18 protein-coding genes are annotated in these 17095 nt (G+C 32.4%); 7 read left to right on the plus strand and 11 right to left on the minus strand.

All coding sequences use genetic code 11. From position 1 onward, the window contains the following. Positions 1-133: 133 nt before the first annotated feature. The 8 genes from BST83_RS10610 to BST83_RS10640 form a co-directional block, all read right to left on the minus strand. A complete protein-coding gene (locus BST83_RS10610; RefSeq protein ID WP_104809764.1) occupies positions 134-1060 on the minus strand; it encodes a hypothetical protein in 927 nt (308 codons plus the stop codon). Positions 1061-1086: 26 nt separating this feature from the next. Then, positions 1087-2358, minus strand: a complete 1272-nt coding sequence (locus BST83_RS10615) for a restriction endonuclease subunit S (protein ID WP_104809765.1) — start codon at positions 2356-2358, stop codon at positions 1087-1089. After that, entirely contained in the window at positions 2348-4279 is a 1932-nt protein-coding gene (locus tag BST83_RS10620; protein ID WP_205853604.1) for an N-6 DNA methylase, read from the minus strand. Before BST83_RS10620 ends, BST83_RS10615 begins: the two co-directional genes overlap by 11 nt. A 14-nt stretch (positions 4280-4293) precedes the next feature. Beyond that, positions 4294-4914 carry a type I restriction-modification system subunit M N-terminal domain-containing protein gene (locus BST83_RS20150; protein ID WP_205853574.1) on the minus strand — a complete coding sequence of 207 codons (621 nt, stop codon included), beginning with the start codon at positions 4912-4914 and terminating at the stop codon, positions 4294-4296. After that, on the minus strand, positions 4915-5325 hold the full coding sequence (locus BST83_RS10625) for a DUF6157 family protein (protein WP_104809766.1): 411 nt from the start codon (positions 5323-5325) through the stop codon (positions 4915-4917). A 5-nt stretch (positions 5326-5330) separates the two neighbouring features. After that, positions 5331-6602, minus strand: a complete 1272-nt coding sequence (locus BST83_RS10630; protein WP_104809767.1) for a DUF2130 domain-containing protein — start codon at positions 6600-6602, stop codon at positions 5331-5333. Positions 6603-6667: 65 nt separating this feature from the next. After that, complete coding sequence (locus BST83_RS10635) at positions 6668-7669, minus strand: helix-turn-helix transcriptional regulator (protein ID WP_104809768.1); 1002 nt, start codon at positions 7667-7669, stop codon at positions 6668-6670. Positions 7670-7853: 184 nt separating this feature from the next. Beyond that, complete coding sequence (locus tag BST83_RS10640; protein WP_104809769.1) at positions 7854-8132, minus strand: hypothetical protein; 279 nt, start codon at positions 8130-8132, stop codon at positions 7854-7856. A gap of 94 nt (positions 8133-8226) precedes the next feature. Here BST83_RS10640 and BST83_RS10645 point away from each other — a divergent pair, with 94 nt between their 5' ends. Together BST83_RS10645 and BST83_RS20155 are read left to right on the plus strand one after the other, a co-directional pair. Then, positions 8227-8688: a T9SS type A sorting domain-containing protein gene (locus BST83_RS10645; RefSeq protein ID WP_146092146.1), complete on the plus strand. Its 462-nt coding sequence runs from the start codon at positions 8227-8229 to the stop codon at positions 8686-8688. A gap of 153 nt (positions 8689-8841) precedes the next feature. After that, positions 8842-9414 (plus strand): hypothetical protein, encoded by a 573-nt coding sequence (locus BST83_RS20155; protein ID WP_104809771.1) that lies wholly within the window; start codon positions 8842-8844, stop codon positions 9412-9414. A 321-nt stretch (positions 9415-9735) separates the two neighbouring features. On the opposite strand, the gene BST83_RS10655 is transcribed toward BST83_RS20155, so the two are convergent. Next, on the minus strand, positions 9736-10104 hold the full coding sequence (locus BST83_RS10655) for a hypothetical protein (protein WP_104809772.1): 369 nt from the start codon (positions 10102-10104) through the stop codon (positions 9736-9738). A 71-nt stretch (positions 10105-10175) separates the two neighbouring features. Between BST83_RS10655 and BST83_RS10660 the strand changes: the two genes are divergently transcribed. Next, the gene (locus tag BST83_RS10660; protein WP_104809245.1) at positions 10176-11174 is read left to right on the plus strand and encodes an IS1595 family transposase; all 999 of its coding nucleotides are present in this window, start codon (positions 10176-10178) and stop codon (positions 11172-11174) included. A gap of 22 nt (positions 11175-11196) precedes the next feature. On the opposite strand, the gene BST83_RS10665 is transcribed toward BST83_RS10660, so the two are convergent. Together BST83_RS10665 and BST83_RS10670 are read right to left on the minus strand one after the other, a co-directional pair. Beyond that, positions 11197-11640: a hypothetical protein gene (locus BST83_RS10665; protein ID WP_104809773.1), complete on the minus strand. Its 444-nt coding sequence runs from the start codon at positions 11638-11640 to the stop codon at positions 11197-11199. 125 nt (positions 11641-11765) lie between these two features. Beyond that, positions 11766-12923 carry a helix-turn-helix domain-containing protein gene (locus BST83_RS10670; RefSeq protein WP_104809774.1) on the minus strand — a complete coding sequence of 386 codons (1158 nt, stop codon included), beginning with the start codon at positions 12921-12923 and terminating at the stop codon, positions 11766-11768. A gap of 236 nt (positions 12924-13159) precedes the next feature. Here BST83_RS10670 and BST83_RS10675 point away from each other — a divergent pair, with 236 nt between their 5' ends. The 4 genes from BST83_RS10675 (at position 13160) to BST83_RS10685 (ending at position 17079) form a co-directional block, all read left to right on the plus strand. Then, entirely contained in the window at positions 13160-13903 is a 744-nt protein-coding gene (locus BST83_RS10675; RefSeq protein WP_104809775.1) for a T9SS type A sorting domain-containing protein, read from the plus strand. 487 nt (positions 13904-14390) lie between these two features. Further along, positions 14391-14561 (plus strand): hypothetical protein, encoded by a 171-nt coding sequence (locus BST83_RS19900; RefSeq protein WP_170062773.1) that lies wholly within the window; start codon positions 14391-14393, stop codon positions 14559-14561. A 120-nt stretch (positions 14562-14681) separates the two neighbouring features. Further along, positions 14682-15485 (plus strand): phage tail-like protein, encoded by an 804-nt coding sequence (locus BST83_RS10680; protein WP_104809776.1) that lies wholly within the window; start codon positions 14682-14684, stop codon positions 15483-15485. 37 nt (positions 15486-15522) lie between these two features. Then, positions 15523-17079 (plus strand): T9SS type A sorting domain-containing protein, encoded by a 1557-nt coding sequence (locus BST83_RS10685; protein ID WP_170062774.1) that lies wholly within the window; start codon positions 15523-15525, stop codon positions 17077-17079. The last annotated feature ends 16 nt before the right edge of the window (positions 17080-17095 follow it).

A 17095-nucleotide genomic window follows, 5' to 3' on the forward strand; every position in this document is an offset into this window, starting at 1 on the left:
TGGATTTTTAAATTAATATATTTTAACCTATCAACAATTACTTCTTTTTCTTGAAGTATTTGTATCAGTTTTTCTTTGTTAAATTTACCCCAATTACTAGGGCGCATTTGTAAATGCTATTAGTTCATTCTAATTAATTTTTCTTTAATTCTAAAAACTCATTAATCTTTGCTTTTACATCTTCAAGTGTAGCAATATGTCCATCAATTTCATTAAAATGAGCTGTAGTTACAACCTCCATATTTATCCAAGAAGAATTTACTTCATTAGCTACATCTGACACTTGAATAGCATCTTCATCTGCTGGAATATATTGTTTGCTTAAATCAATTGAAGGTTTAATAAATAACTCAATAAGTTTTGGTCTAACAACTATGCCATCAGCATTTAATAAATCTGGATTTGATAATACAGATTGAATAAGACGAAAAAATCGCTGAGCAAATTGATTTGTACCAAAATTTAGTTGAACACCTCCAACTTCAGGTCTTATGTCGATAGCTCTTTTGTTAGCAATTTCATGCATCATTTTATACATTAATTTTCGATAGAGATAAAAACCTTTTTCAAAACCTGTATATCTCAATATATAATTCCTTACCGAATCACGTAATGAATGTCTAAAGTCATTCATAGCAAATAGAGATGAAAATAACTCATTTATAGTATCTAATGCTTGTTGGTTTTTAAAACCATATTGTTCATAAACGTGCTTAACATCAATAAACTTTAAAAAATCTACTTGGACTTCTGCTCTAAATTCTAAACTAAAGCTTTTATCTACTTTATATTTTTTTAGAGCTGCTAATTTTTTGTCTACAGCCTTTAACAATTGTTCTAGATTATTTTTAAAGAGTTTTACCTCAGAATTAATAAGTTGTTTTTCTTCTTTTGCTTTGTCTTTTTTATCACGTCTGTAACCTCTTTCACCAAGCCAAAAAGCTAACCATAAACTTAATATGGTAAGAACCAAAGATAAGATATCAAACCAATTTTGCGAAAACGACCAAAACTCTGCAGCTTTTTCTGCTTCTAGTAAGATTAATATAAAGTCAAACATATTTTTCTTTTTCTTCTTTTTTTACTTTACACCAAAACCTCAACCTTGCCCGTTAACAAATCTTGCAGTAAACCTGCTTTTAGTTGTTGGTATTTGGCTAAAGCTTGTTGCTCGGTTTGGATTTTTTTTAATGCTATTAATAATCTTTCTGATATAATTTCTTGCTCTATTATGTCTGGAGTTGGAATTTTTAAACTTCCAAATTCCGCTCCATTAATTCCTGGTTGTCCACTTCTTTGACTCATTACAACAACCCAATTTAAATAGTAATTTGTTTCAGTTAGAAATTTTAGAAAATCAGAATCTAAAACATTAATATTTGGGGAAACTTTAATCAAGAAGCCTGCATAAACCAATGGGCCATCATTTTCATTATATAAATACGTTTTTCCAACTGTAGCACCAGTTCTCGCAAAAACAATATCTCCCCTTTTTAAATAATATTGACTTGAAAATGGGTTGTCCACACTTTTTCTACCAGTCTTTGAATAATCGCCATTTACGTCAATATCTGTTATTCTAAAATATGTAGGTAAATTATTATTGTAATCTACAGCAGCTGCATTAATTCCATATTTTGGTTTTTCCGAACATAATACCTCTAACTCTTCAACCTCCCACTCCTTAGGAATCAAACCCAAAACACTCTCTTTATACAACTCTGGAGCTTCTTGCGGTGTTGGACGTAGTTTGCCTGTGTTTACATCGATACCACGTGTGAACAAATCGTGTATTAAGCCTCGTTTTATGGCTTGGTATTTGGCAATAGCGCTTTCGGTTTGTTCTATAACCTCATCTACAGTAGATAGTATTTTGGCTATTTTTTGTTGTTGTGGTAGTGGTGGTAATTCAACTTCTATACTTTCAATTTGTCTTGAACTAATATTTGGTTGAGCTCCACCAATAGCATCAACTAATAACAATTTTTGAAATTCGGGTGAATTAATTATAAATGCTAAATAACTGTTTTCAATTTTCTCGTTATCTATTACCTGAAACCTACCTGTACGTTGATTAAGTAATGCAGGTAAGAAATCTTTACTTATCTGACAATTTTTCCCTGTAGTTGCACCAGACATTGCAATTAAAATATCATTCTCATTAAGTAAAAATTCTTTATTAAATTTTGCTTTTTCTTCAGGTAAATAAGCAAATTCTTTATAGATTCCATTATTAGAAATATTAGATATTCTAATTAAAGGGATTCCACTTTCTTGAAATAAATTACTAGAAAAAGCATAACCTCCCTGAAGTTTAACTGAATTACCTAATGGTTCTCTTGTCCAATTATCCTTCATATCCCAATTCCATTAAAAAGTTATTTAATTGGCTAGCAGCTTCCTCTCTATTATCTAAAATATTCACCAAAGTATTTTGGTATTTGGTAAAACGTGTTTCTAGTTCTGTAATTAAAGCACGTTCGTAACGGTTTACGTAATCCATTACGGTGTTGTGTAATACGTCTTTAAAACGTGTTAAAATTAATACTTTGGCTTCTTCAGGTGTTATTTTTTCGCGTGCTTTGGCAACTAAGTCTTCTTTTTTTGCTTTTATTTCGGCAATAGTAGCTTTGCAGGTTTTTAGCTCGTTGGTGAGCTCTGTGTGTTTTGCTAATTGTTTTTCTATTATGGCCTTTTTGGTTTCGGCTTGTTGCTGTGCTATTTCTTTTTGAGTTAATTCTTTGGTTAACTCTTCTACCTCCTCATTCGTCTTTATTCTAATTTTTAAGGCTTTAACTTCTTTCTTTAAATCACGAATAGCAGCGTTGTAATCTTTAATATTGTCTTTTAATTCTTTTAGTACTTCTTTTGGGAAGACTTCGTAATTATCTACGTCAAACTCACCTTCTTCTAATTCGTTTACTTCATTAAACAAGGCTTCTAACTCGTCCCTTCTGGCTTCGTTAGTGGCTAATTCTTCTAGTACTTCTGGGAATTGAGATTGTAGTATATCGTCTGCAGGAATTAATTCGGCATTCCAACCACTTGCGGATATTGATTTTAAATCGGTTTCTAAGAAATCCCAATAAGATGCAAAGGCACCTCTACTTTTGTGTAAATCTAAAATACCCAATGCACTAAAATCATTAGCAATGCTTACAGAAAAATCTCTGTATAAATCATACACATTTTTCTGTTCTGGTAAAGCCTCTAACTTCGATACATTGTTTGTCCACCAATCGTTTACGCAATCTGTGTACGCTTTCCGTTTTTTATAAACATCTTCATGTGCTAAAACAAGTATTTTTAAATCTTCTTTGGCATCAATTAATTTTTTAAATTGATGATAGCCTTCTTTTGGTGATTTTTCAAAAATTGAAGTCCTTAATGCTGTGTAGTTATTCCAATACGGTTGTAACTCATCAACTTCTACAGTTGGGATGCCACCATGTAAATGTGCATTAATATCTTGTGGTTCGGCAGGTGGACTGTTATCTACATAGCGTCTAATATTAAAGTTATAGTCTTCTTTATCTAAATCTGCTTTAGAAATCTTTCTGGCATACCCCTCTAAATTCTCTTTATTTTTATAGATGTAGCTTATTTTAGCAATATCTTCTGGTCGTAGTTTATTTTGGTTTTTACCTTCTTTATATTCTCTATCTGCATTGATAAACAATACCTCTTTACGGTTTGCAGCTCCTTTTTTGTTGATGATTAATACAGACGCAGGAATACCTGTACCGTAGAACAACCCAGAAGGCAAACCAATAACCGCTTCTAAATACCCACGATCTACCAACCATTGGCGCATGCTTTTTTCTTCGCTACCCCTAAACAAAACCCCATGTGGCATTACTACTGCCATACGACCGTTGTCTTTTAACACAGACACCATGTGTTGCACAAACATAAAATCTGCCTTACTTTTTTTAGGCATCCAGTAATGAAAACGATCACGAAAGTTTTTAATGTCGCTATAATGTGCAGAAAATGGTGGATTCGCAATTACGATATCAAAACGTTTTAATTCTCCGTTTTCTACATGTAATGGATTTGCAATAGTATCGCCTTGTAGAATTTCAGCATCAAAAATATCATGAAATAACATGTTCATTTTACATAAAGACCAAGTTGTTCCGCTTAATTCTTGTCCGTAAAAACTTAAACGAGAAGCATCACCATACCGTGCTTCAACATAGTTTTTATTTTCAATTAACATACCACCAGAACCACAAGTAGGATCGTAAATAGACGATTCTTTTTCTGGCTCTAAAATAGTTACTAATAACTTTACGACTTCGTTAGGTGTATAGAATTCCCCCCTTTTTTACCTGCGCTGTCTGCAAAGTATTTAATTAAATACTCGTAAGCAGCGCCTAAAAGATCTGGAAACTCAAAACGATCATCTGTTAAGGTTACTTTATTAAAATGTATGATGAACTCGATGAGTTTTTCATCGCTTAACGCATTTTTATTATTACCAATAGTACGGTTAAAGTTAACGTTGGTTAATACCCCAGAAAGTTTGTCTGGATTTTCTTCTTCTAAAGCTTCAAGTGCTTTATTTAAACGGTCACCAACATCTTTTTTGAGGTGTAGAATACCATCGTTTACATCTTGTCCTGCTTCGTTGGTTGTTTTGAAATTCCATCTAGAACGTGCAGGCACGTAATATTGATAAGCATTGGCACGTTCTAAAGCTTCTAGTATTTTAGTTTCAGATAAGCCTTTGCTTTTTAAATCTTTTAAACGTAAAGCTCTGTCTTGTTCGAACTTATCGCTTAGTCGTTTTAAAAATAGCATCCCAAAGATGTATTCTTTAAACTCTGAAGCATCCATGTTACCTCTTAATATATCGCAGGCATCCATAAGGAAACCTTCTAGCCATGAAAGGGTTAGTTTTTTGGTCATTTACTTTTTATATTTTTTTATAAAATTACTTTTTTTTGTATGCTTTTTCTTGTTAATTTTTGAATTGTTTAGTAGCTCCTTGTATTCTGGCGATTCAGCTGACACTAAAGCTAATTTACCTTCTTCATTGCCATGAATACCCCAGCCGAGTAAAGCGCATAATTCACTTCTTTGTAATTTGTATTTTTCTAACTTTAGTTCTTCACTCTTTTTCAATTGATTAATATGAACTTCGTAAAACAAATCGTACTGTTTATATTTGTATGGATTTTCTTTTCGCACTTTAAAAAGAACTTCCTTGACAGTCTTTTTTTTACTTTTTGACTCTGGAGCAAAACTTGTATTTGAAGAAGATTGAGCAATTGTTATTAGCGTATTTACTAAATCCTTATTTTGTTTTTCTTTATTCATAATACTTAGTTTAAATCATCAAACTTTTCTTTCATTGTTGGATTGTTATAAGTTAACTTTTTGATGGTTAAATCCTCTGCTTTGTTGTTTGCTAAACGTAAATTATTAACTGAAGACAATAAAGCGTCTTTCGTTTTTTGCAAGTGATCTATTGTTTTATCTATCTCATCCATAGCCGTTTTAAACTGGCGGCTTGCTAAATCATAATTACGTGCAAACCCAGTTTTGAAATCATCGATTTTGTCTTCAAAATTAGTGATGTCTATATTTTGATTTTTCATGATACTCAATTCTGCTTTGTACTCTAAAGATTTCATTCCTGCATTTCGCAACAAGGTAATCATTGGAATGAAAAATTGTGGACGAATTACATACATTTTTGGGTATTTATAAGAAACATCTACAATACCGGTATTGTAAAACTCATTATCTGCTTCTAATAAAGAAACGAGCACTGCATATTCACAACCTTTATCTTTGCGGTCTTTGTCCAGTTTCGCAAAGAAATCCTCATTCTTCTTTTTGGTAGCAGTCGTGTCATTTTCGTTTTTCATTTCAAACATAATAGACATGATTTCATTACCATTTATGTCTGTCTCTTTGAAGATATAATCTCCTTTGGTTCCATTAGACGCATCGTTGTCTTTCTCAAAATAGGCTGTAGGAAAAGCCGTAGGTCTTAGCTTATTAAACTCAATCTCACAATGCTGCTCTAGCGACTCTCCCACCATTTTGGTAGATAACTTTTGCTTGTAATCTTTTAAACGCTCAATTTCTTCATCTTTCAATTTAAGAGTTTCATCTTTATGATTTAGCTTATCATTAAATTTTTCATTTAAGGATTTTTCTAATAATTCTTTTTCCGTATCCTTAGATTTAAGGACGTTTTCAAGTTGGTCATTTTTCTTTTCAACTTCCTTTAAAGCCTCCGAAAGAGCAAGTTTTTTTAAAGTTTCTGCATTGGCAAGTTTTGATTCTAGGTCAGAAATTTCTTTATCCTTTTTAGAAACCTCATCTAATAAATCTGATTTACTTTTGAATTTTAACTCGTCAATTTCACGTTGTTTTTGTGTCAATTGCTCTTGAAACGCATTTTTTAATTCAGCCTCTTTTAATTGAAGTGCTGATTGTTTCTCATTATTTGCAGTTTCTAATCGATTCGTTAACTCATCCTTAAATTGCTGGTCCCTTACCTGCTTTACAATGTCTGTATATACAGAGTCATCTACTTTAAAAACTTCTTTACAGTTTGGGCATTTTACAGTATTGTCTTTCATAACTTTTTTTTAATGATTTATGCTACAAATTTAAGGTAGAGGTGTGCGGTATAATTGCATAAATATTATTTTAAATAGTAATCATACATTGTATTTGTATGTTTTTTTAGTGCTATTTTTAATTGTTCCGGCTCCAAAACTTCAACATCACAGCCAAAAGATAATATTTGTTGTATTAATTCTTTATTGATTATTGTTTCGAACCAAACTTGATCATGTTTGTCTTCCTCAAAAAACTCTTCAAAATCAGGTTGAAATGGTTTTGTTTTAAAATAGTTTTCTCTACCATTATAAAAACGTAAAACCACTTTTACTATTTCAGCCTCTTGAGGTCTTACTACACCAACCATCGTTCTAAAAAAAGTTTCCCAATCTACTTCTGTATCCATATAAGTAGCATCTTCAAGAACATCAAACTTTATTAGTCTTTCATCTAAAGGGATGCTCCATTCTTTAATTCTGATGGTATTATTCAATCCAAAAACAAACCAACTATTATTATATTGCTTTAAAATATGTGGGTGGAATTCGAAAGTAGTAGCAATATCATCCTGAAAACCCTTAAAAGTTATTTGTAATACTTGTTTCTTTTTAATGGCTAGGTATAATGGCTTTAAATGTTTAATTCCTTTATACTCTTCATTGCTGTCGTAAAATAAGATTTTAGAAGTATCACTTAGTTCATCCTCACCATCTTGAAACTTTATTAATGCTTCTGAAAGTTTGTTGTATTTTGGATGATTCTCAAACCTTTCTAATAATTGCTGGGAAGCATCAATTAAATATTGCTCATAATCTAATAAAGGTTTTTGTGCTATTGAAAAATCAAGATTAGTATATCTTAAAATTCGAATATTTTCTGGAAGTGGTGCTGCAAATCCATGGTCTTTATCTCTAAAGACTTTTATATCCTCTCTTAATGTTCTTGTGGAAATACCTTCTCCAGGATATAATTCTGCAATTTTATCATTTACAAAGGATAATAAATCATTAAAACTAAAAGACTTATTTCGGAAACAATAGTCCAATATGTTATATCTAATTTGGGCGTGTTTACTATTTGCCATTAACTTTTTCTTTTTTCTTTTTTATTACAATCGCTAAAAGGAATAGCACTCCTTTCTTTTATGAAAATTGAGTGATATTAATTTTAGTGTCTTTTGCGCAATTTTAACTAAAATTGATAAAAACTAAAGATATGTAATCTACTGAAATATTTCAATAAGAAGTAATAGAAATTAAAAGTTCTTATCAACCTGCGTGAAGTTCTAATTTATTTGCTCTATTTTCTATTAATTCTTTTAACGTATTTTTATTTTCATCACTTAAAAAACTATTATTAATCAACTCATTCCAATTTTGCATTCCTTTTTCAATCCGTTTGCAAAGGTTTTCTATTGCCTTGGTTGGAATATGAGATTTTGCCATTGCTTCATTAAAATCTTGACGTTTTAATTTGCGTTTTTTTCCGTTGAGGTTTAGCGCTAGTTCCTCTGGGTCTTTTGGCAATACTACACTTACTGCAACCATATCGCAGGCTGGAGTTAGTGCATAGTTTTTATTATCCTTGGCTATCCGTTATGAGGGTTTAGATAGTTGCCCTGATTTAGAGTTAACCGAAGTAATGTTACCGCAAAGTGATAAAGAACCTTTGCACGGTGTGCTATCTACTTTATTAACGTGGCACAGAAACGACCCTGTTGATGCTTGGGAAGAAAACAGAAATGATATAATTTACAATTCGTATCAAGGAAATAGAAACCCTTTTCTTGATTTCCCTGAATTAGCAGAACATCTTTGGGGTACAAAAATGGGTTTAAACTGGACAGGAGAAACGTTAGGTGTTAAAAACTTTAATGAAGTATCGTTCAATATTTATCCTAAACCAGCAGATAATCTTATAAATATTAAAGGAGTTGCTTTAGTTTCTAAAGTTGAAATTTATGATACTATTGGTAGAAAGGTATTATCATCACAAATTGGTGTAGATAATAATACCATTGATGTTTCAGAACTAAAAGGAATCTATTTAGTAAATATTCTTTCTCAAGAAAAAAGGATTACTAAAATTTTAGTGATTAAATAGGGGGTTAACTACTAGCCTGCTTATAAGATTTGGAAGTTGCCGAATTAAAAGAAGAAGATATGCCTATGGTATAATTTTTACTATATTTATCAAATGAAAGGTTTTGTAAAAATATTTGTTGTGTGGGTCATGAAATCCATAAAATTACGTTGAATGAAAGATAGCCAAGAATATATATTATTTAAAACTATAGAATTAAGACATTCTCCATCGATAGAAGAGATGGATAATGCACGATCATCATGGATGGTATTGGGTAATTCTAATAAATTGCAAGAGGGTCCCCATAGGAGTTTTATCATTCAATTTAACAATAACTTTGATAGCATATCTATGCTCATTCATTTTAAACATCTCAGCATTCATAACCTGACATTATATTACCGTAAAAAGAGCGCCAGAAATAGGAAGACTAAAAAGGTGTATCCACAACATAAAATGAACTTATCCTTTGAGAACACTCTTGAATTACTAACCTACTTATCTAGTAAAAACTATAAAGTAGATTGGATAGAGATAAGATTTAAAAATGGTTGGGCTATAAATAATGATTTTCCAAATGGATTGGAATTCATTACAAAGAATACCCAAGAAAGAAATCTACTCTTAGAGAAGTTAATATCACTTAGTGGTCAAGGCCCAATTGATATTAACACATTAGAAATAAATGAAACCTACACACTTCATACCATGGGTAGTGTGAAGCTAAAACCCTTATTTTTTTAGTATAAATCTTATTGATAGCTATTGATGTATCTAACTTAGAGCCAGACTTTAGTTATATTTTTAAAACCCCAGCAAGCTAGTTAAAATAGATGTAAGTGGATTAGCTACACCTGATGAGTTTTGGAGTGAAGAAAGAAGAGAGGCTTGGAAAAAGGCCTATATAGCAAAGCATTATAAGGAAGAGACCCAAGAAGAATACCCAGAAGACAAGGGAAATAACTTTATTAGTACTATGAATATTAATCTTGATTCCACTAGTACTGAAAGTGATAAAGCGCCTTGGAATAATGATAATGATAAAATACCTTGGTAATTAGTTATTTATTTTGAGTCAACCTCGGAGTTAAATTCCTCTGAAATAATCTTGAAATACAAATCCACTTCCTCCTCATCTTTAGGAATATTCCAATAACGTTTTGCTACTGGTTTACTATCTATTACTAAAACATTGTCTTCTCCAAAATCAAACGAACCTTTGAGTTCTTTGTTTAGTTTTTCAATTAAGAAATGACGGTATCTAAACTTTTCAATAAGCCTATCAAATTCTTTTTCTTGTACAAGAGTATTTACTTCTCTCCCGTATTCATCAGTAATAAAATAACCTTCACCAAAAACATGTGCCAAAGTTCCTGCCTCTTTGTTTAGATGCAGTCTATTTTCAAATGATAAATTTATTTTAAAGTCATTCATAAGTATTTAAATTAAAAAAATAGGCTAAGTTCTAAATTAAATATGTGTTATCTTAGCAAAAAAGAACATTTATGATACCATCTGATTTTAGAGATTATTTTTTGAGCAGTAGCTTAATTATCCAACAAGATATTGTAAACTCTTTACTGTCTTTATCAACATCGGGTTCACATTTAGAAGAAGATAAAGAACGAAAAGCAGTTACTTGTCCTCATTGTAAAAGCGAACGCATACGTGCAAACGGTACATTAAAAGGCGTACAACGCTATTTGTGTAATGGTTGTGGTAAAAACTTTAGTGAAACGACAGGGAAATTTTGGTTTGCATTAAAAAAGAAAGACAAGATTAACAAGTATCTTTATTGTTTACTATCGGGCTATAGTATTAGAAAAAGTGCAAAGGAAACAGGAATCTCAATTCAGACCTCATTTGATTGGCGTCATAAATTATTAACCTCATTTTCTAGCGTTTCAGTATCCGAATTTGAAGGTATTGTAGAGAGTGATGATTTGTTTTTTCCAATTTCAGAAAAAGGGAATCGTACTTTAGAAAGAAAACCTAAGAAACGAGGAGAAAAAGCTAGCAAAGCAGGTATATCTAATGAAAAAGTAGCCGTAATTGCTACCTGCGATCGTTCTGGAAATAAGGATTTTGAAGTGGTTACAACAGGACGAATTAGTAAAAAAGACCTAAACAAGGTGTATCAAGGTAAGCTCGATAAAGCAACAGTACTTTGCAGTGACAGTCATAGAAGTTATGCTGCCTTTGCAAAATCTAATACAATTATTCATAAGAAGTTCAACGCATCAAAAGGACAGAAAACAGTTGATAAAATATATCATGTTCAGAATGTGAATAATATGGATATGAGATTGAGGAAATTTATGGAATCCTTTAATGGTGTAGCAACTAAATATCTGCAAAATTATTTAAACTGGTTTTTGGTACTAGAAAAAATAAAGAATAAGACCAATAAAATGGCAACACTTGCTAGTATTGCATTAGCTTCTAATCAAGTCTGGATACAATTCAAAGAAATAGCTATAAACAATATGCTTTTTAGAACTTAGCCAAAAAATAATATATAGCGGGTTAACCTTTTCTTTTAATATAAAAAACACCTGATTTATCACCAGATAGAGGTCTAATCATCCAAAAGCAACTATCACACTCCCATTCATCATAAAACCCCAGTGTTGGACTTTGTTTCATTGTTACATAACAGTGCTCATTGAGGTATTTGTAGAATTCTTCATAATACTTCATGAATAAGTCATTGAACATGCCAATAGATATTGCTTTATCAGCAATTAAAATGAAAGGCACATCCTCATTTTGAGTTTTATAAATAGTATAATTATACTTTTCTAAAATAATATCTTCGGGTGTATAGTTAGGTTCCAATGGAAAGTCTTTGAATAGCTTTTCCTTAAATTCATTAATATTATCAAATGCATTGAGCATATTCTCAACCGTAGTTTCTTGACTAAGACATAGCATTGGAATTAAAAGTAAGAGAATCAGCGTTTTTTTCATTTAATTAATTTTTCTTGTATGTACCGTCAAAAGTAACAGCTATAGCAATTTATCAAAATCAACTAAAACAAACGCTAGGCGTATAACTCAATAAATTTAATTGTTCTTTTAAAGTTAATTCGTTTTTAAACGCTTCGATCCCAGTATACTTTAGGAGAATAGTTGGTTTGTTTTTTAAATGACGTAAAAAATGGATTATAGGAAACATATCCTACTTTTTCAGCTAAGCCCTCAAAAGTTTTTGAATCTAAAAAACCCTCATTTATTAATTTTAAAGCATCTTTAATCCTATAATGGTTTTTATACTCAGTAAATGACATTTTACAATGATATTTGAAGATATATGCTAAATGACTAGAAGGAATACTTAAATTTTTCGACAAGTTATTCACTGAATATTTTGGGGTCCTAAAAGGGGTTTCGTTTATAATAAATTTTTCAACTTCATTTAAATAAGACGCTATTTTAGTATTTACCAATTGACTTAATTTAGCATCTTGAAGATTTGAAGTTAGTACCTCTTTAAGAATCCATATTTCATCATTAAATTTTAGATCTTTATCAAAACCAGACAATCTCTCTTTTAATTTTGGGTACCCAAAAAGAATTTCTGGACTTATTAAGAGTTTTACGCAAAGTAAAAGTAGTACAGAATTTTTAAAACCATTAGAGATGTTTGTATAACCTTTTTGACCTCTTTCTAAATCAAAATAAAGAGAAAAAATTAGTCTTATAGACCCAATAATGAAGATAATAAAAATGAAAGAAACCCATTTATTTAATTGATTAAAATGCTTCTCTGAAATTGAGTTTTCATTTTTAAAAAACTCATAAAACAAAAAACTATTTTTAATTATATAAAAGAGTGTAATACTAATTAAAAGAGAAGAAAATATCGAATAAAAAAGAGCAGGTGCTAACAACTTGAATTTATTTTGAAAAGCAGAAAAAACCATCAAAATAATAGGCAGTAAAAAGTGTAAGTACACCTTTTTTTTTATTTGGGTTCTGTCTTTAAATAATGATTCAAAGTACAAGTAAGAAAAGGGTAGCGTAATAATTGGTAAAATTTTTAACCAATTAAAATCTTCTCCTAGAACTACTAGGTTATCATTTTGGAAAAATCCTACATGTATCGATTTCATAGAAACAATAAAAAGAATCAGTCCAAGATAAGTATTTACATACCTGTTTGATTTTTGCGAAAAAATTATAATATAAGTTACTAATAAACCTACAAATCCAACTGTGATAGAAAAAATACTATCTAAAAAGAAAATCATAAAATTATTGATTAGAGTAATTAGTTACTAAATAGTATAATAATGTTACATAATAAAACTTTGACGAAAATAGAAAATTATCCTAGAATAGTTACTAATTTTTACAAAATGTTACTGTTTTAGCAAAAGAGAGTGATAGCCTCAAAATTTAATTTTAATAATTTTTTAACTTTACAATTGAATTGGTAATTACACGAAAGAATAATAGTTGTTAAGCGCCAATATCCCAACATAAAATGAAATTAATTACCTATTACTGCTGTTACTTTTTTGTTTTATTTATTTTAACCAATTCAATATCAGCCCAAAAATTGCACCATCAAATGATGAGTGCTCAAGGTAAGTCCACGTATCTTAAAAATGGCCATTATGTTTCTCAAACAATTGGACAACAAAGCATCATTGGAACGAGTACTTCTAAAAAATTTAGTATCAACCAAGGGTTTCAACAAAGTGCTTGGGCACAATTGATTACTAAAAACAACGCTCCTATTGACATCACAATAAGTACATATCCAAATCCTTTTGTAGATGATATAAGCTTCAAATTCAGCAAACACATAGAAGGTACTATTCAGTTTTTTGTCTTTGATACCGCTGGAAGATTAATTGTTGCAAAAAACGCTTTAATGAGAAACAATACGATTAACGAGAACCTACATTTTCTTCCTTCAGGAACTTATTTAGTTCAAATAAAGAATAAAACAACTTTACAAAACAACATTAATACGTTAACATCAAACGTTGCTACAAATGCTACAACGGCTGCAACAACTTCTGCCGCAGTACAAACAAATGTTAACGCCAATGAAACAGCAAGCAACACAGCCTATACAACATTACAAAGTAATATTGATACATTATCAACAGGTTCAAATGCAGCCATTGCAGCAGTACAGTTAGATGTAGATAATAATGAGGCTGATAGTGATGCAGCAATAGGGGCTATCAATACTTTAGCAGACGGAAAGTTTTATTAAGGAAATGTTAGTAATCAAGCAACAGAAGTAACGCTTTCAGGAGTTAGCGGTCATTGTGAAAAACCGAACCGCAGAGAAAAACTGAACGAAAGAAAAATGAAAATAAAAATAAATAGTAATAATTAAAACAAAAAAGATGAACTACAAAAAAGTAAAACTCAGTGTTTTGTTATAAGGCCTTGGGCTAACAGCACAAGCACAACAAGCAATTACCGTCGCGGGCGGTGATGCTTCAGGCAGTGAAGGAACCATTGCTTATTCGGTAGGGCAAATTGTTTATACCACTAACACAAGAACCACAGGTTCGGTAGCACAAGGTGTGCAGCAACCCTGCGAAATTTCTATTGTGTTGGGTATCGATAATCATTCTATTAATTTAGAATTATCCGCTTACCCAAACCCAACAACTAATTGTTGTTTCTGATTTGGGCACATTTCATAAAAAGATAATCATAGAATAAAGATCTCTTTAAAATATATAGTACACATGAAAAACAACAAAAAACAAGAAGCCGAAATCTCTAGAAAAGAAGCGATCTCTAAAATAGATACCTATGGTAAGTACGCAGCATTAACAGCTTTAGGTACTTACCTAATTTTAAATCCACAAAAAGCGCAAGCTTCTAGTCCTGCAGATACTCCAGGTACTGGATTTTAAAAATAAACTAGAAATAACACTCAAATAAAAATAAAATAAATACATAAATAACACTTAAATCATGAAAAAATCTTATTAAGTGCTGCATTAATAGCAGCAAGTTTTACAGGTATTGCCCAAGTGGGTGTTGGTACCACCACGCCAGCAGGCGCTTTAGATATCGTGTCTACAACTAGCGGTATTGTATTGCCACGTGTGGCAAATAGTAGTGTAGTAGTTAACCCAAACGGAGGCGCTATAGAAAACGGAACAATGGTCTATGATTTATCAGCTAACTGTGTTAAATTTTATGCTAATGGTGCTTGGACAGGCTGCATTCAATTTGCAGCAGCTCCACCTCCAACTTCTCAAGTAAAATCGGATGATTCTGGAGGTTTCTATACTTTTTTGAGTCACAACTTAGGTGCAGATAGTTCACTAGACCCACACACTCCAGTAAAAGGGTTGAACGGTGATTATTACCAATGGGGGAAAAATGCACCTGACGCTGACGTAGATGCTTTGATAGGTAGTACTTGGGGAGACCAAGGAGGTACTACTGCTAATGGAAACTGGACACCTGGCGCAAAAGGTCCTCAAGACCCTTGCCCTGCAGGTTATAGAGTACCTAGCAGTGCGGAATGGACAGCTGTAAAGACTACCAATACCGTTAGTAGAACAGGGCCATTCGATGTCAACACTAGTGAATTTGGTTCTGCCTTACATTACGGTACTGAAGTAGACCCTAAACTGTTGACCTTGCCTGCAGCTGGCGACCACCAGGCCAGTGGCACGCTCTTCGGCCGTGGTAACAGCGGCAACTACTGGAGTAGTACAGAGAATGGCACCAATGCTAACTACCTATACTTCAATAGCAGCCTCGTACACCCGGCCATCAACTACTATCGTACGCTCGGCTTTTCCGTTCGTTGTATCGCAGAATAAAAATTCTATTATTTTTTTAACATATTTAAACAAACTTATGAAAACAACAGCAATTATTATGTTCTGTCTAATAACCTCAAGTCTTACCTGGTCTCAACAGCTCTATGTTGCTGCTGACGGTGTGGTAAGAATTACACCAACTGCATTTGTACATGCTGGCGGAGAAGTGGCGGTTATTGCAGGAGGAGATGTAACCATTGATTCTGACGCTACCCATAGTGGCTCTTTTATCGTGAGTGGCAGCACCACAGGAAACATTACGTACAAGCGGTATATAGATGACGCTAATTGGCATCTGGTTTCTGCACCTGTTACAGATCAAAGCATTCCTACTTTTGTAGGGGATGCTAGTAATGCAGTAACTCAAAGTGGCAATAATTACGCAGTGTCGTATTACAACAACACCAATGCTGCGGGTAAACGTTGGACGTATCATAATACGGTAGACACGGCTCCAGAAAATCAAGAAACATTAACAAGTTTTATTGCTGGCCAAGGCTATAGTATGAAAAGAACCGCTGCTGGCGATTATACCTTTACCGGTGCGATGGCAAATGCAGATGTTTCTGTTACAATACCAACAACTGGTGGTAGTGCCCATTTATGGAGTGCTATCGCAAATCCATTTCCTTCTTTTTTATCTGTAAATACTGCTGCAGATGCTGCAAATCTATTAGTAAACAACCTTGCTGCATTAGATACTAGTTTTGCTTTTTTATATGTTTGGAATGGAACTTCTGAGGAATATGATCCTATAGGCCCTGAAGGCGCTGCTTTGCAATTAGCACCAGGGCAAGCCTTTATGGTGAAAGCAAAGACTGATGGCGAAACATTTATCTTTAACAAAACCTTACAAAACCACAACAGTGGTGCAGCAACGTTTTATAAAAGTAGCGCATCAACCCCTACTATTTCTGTACATCTTACAAATGGTACTGCAAACAAATCTGCTAATTTAGAATTTTTAGATGACTCGACTACTGGTTTAGATGTCGGTTATGATGCAGGTGCCTACCAAGACGGTACCCCTTCTTTTTCTATAAACACCCATTTGGTGTCCGATAGCCAAGGCATCGATTTTACCAGACAATCTTTACCAATAAGTAGCTTAGATAGTGAAGTAGCAATTCCTTTATCTATAAACGCTGGCATCCATGAAGAAGTAATCTTTAGTGCAGACACAAATAATCTACCCGATGGTGTGTCTGTGTATTTAGAGGATGCTTTAAACAACACTTTTACAAACCTAACCGCGGCGCCTTTAAAGATAAAGATTACTGCGGCATTAAGTGGCATTGGTCGTTTTTACTTACGTACCTCAAGCGGCGTTTTAAGTACAGAAACCAATCTTGCGGGTGCTCTTATAAATTTATATAAAACTTCTAATGGTACTGTTAAAGTTACAGGTTTAACCTCAGGGAATGCTGCAACTTTTAGCCTATTTACCATTCTTGGTAAAGAAGTATTGGCAACTAAATTCATTGCCCAAAATGTAAAAGAAATTTTACTACCAACAAGTTTGTCTACAGGCGTTTACATTATAAGTGTTGTTTCTGATTTGGGCACATTTCATAAAAAGATAATCATAGAATAAAGACCTCTTTAAAATA

This window comes from Polaribacter filamentus (assembly GCF_002943715.1).
GTDB classification, from domain to species: Bacteria; Bacteroidota; Bacteroidia; order Flavobacteriales; family Flavobacteriaceae; genus Polaribacter; species Polaribacter filamentus.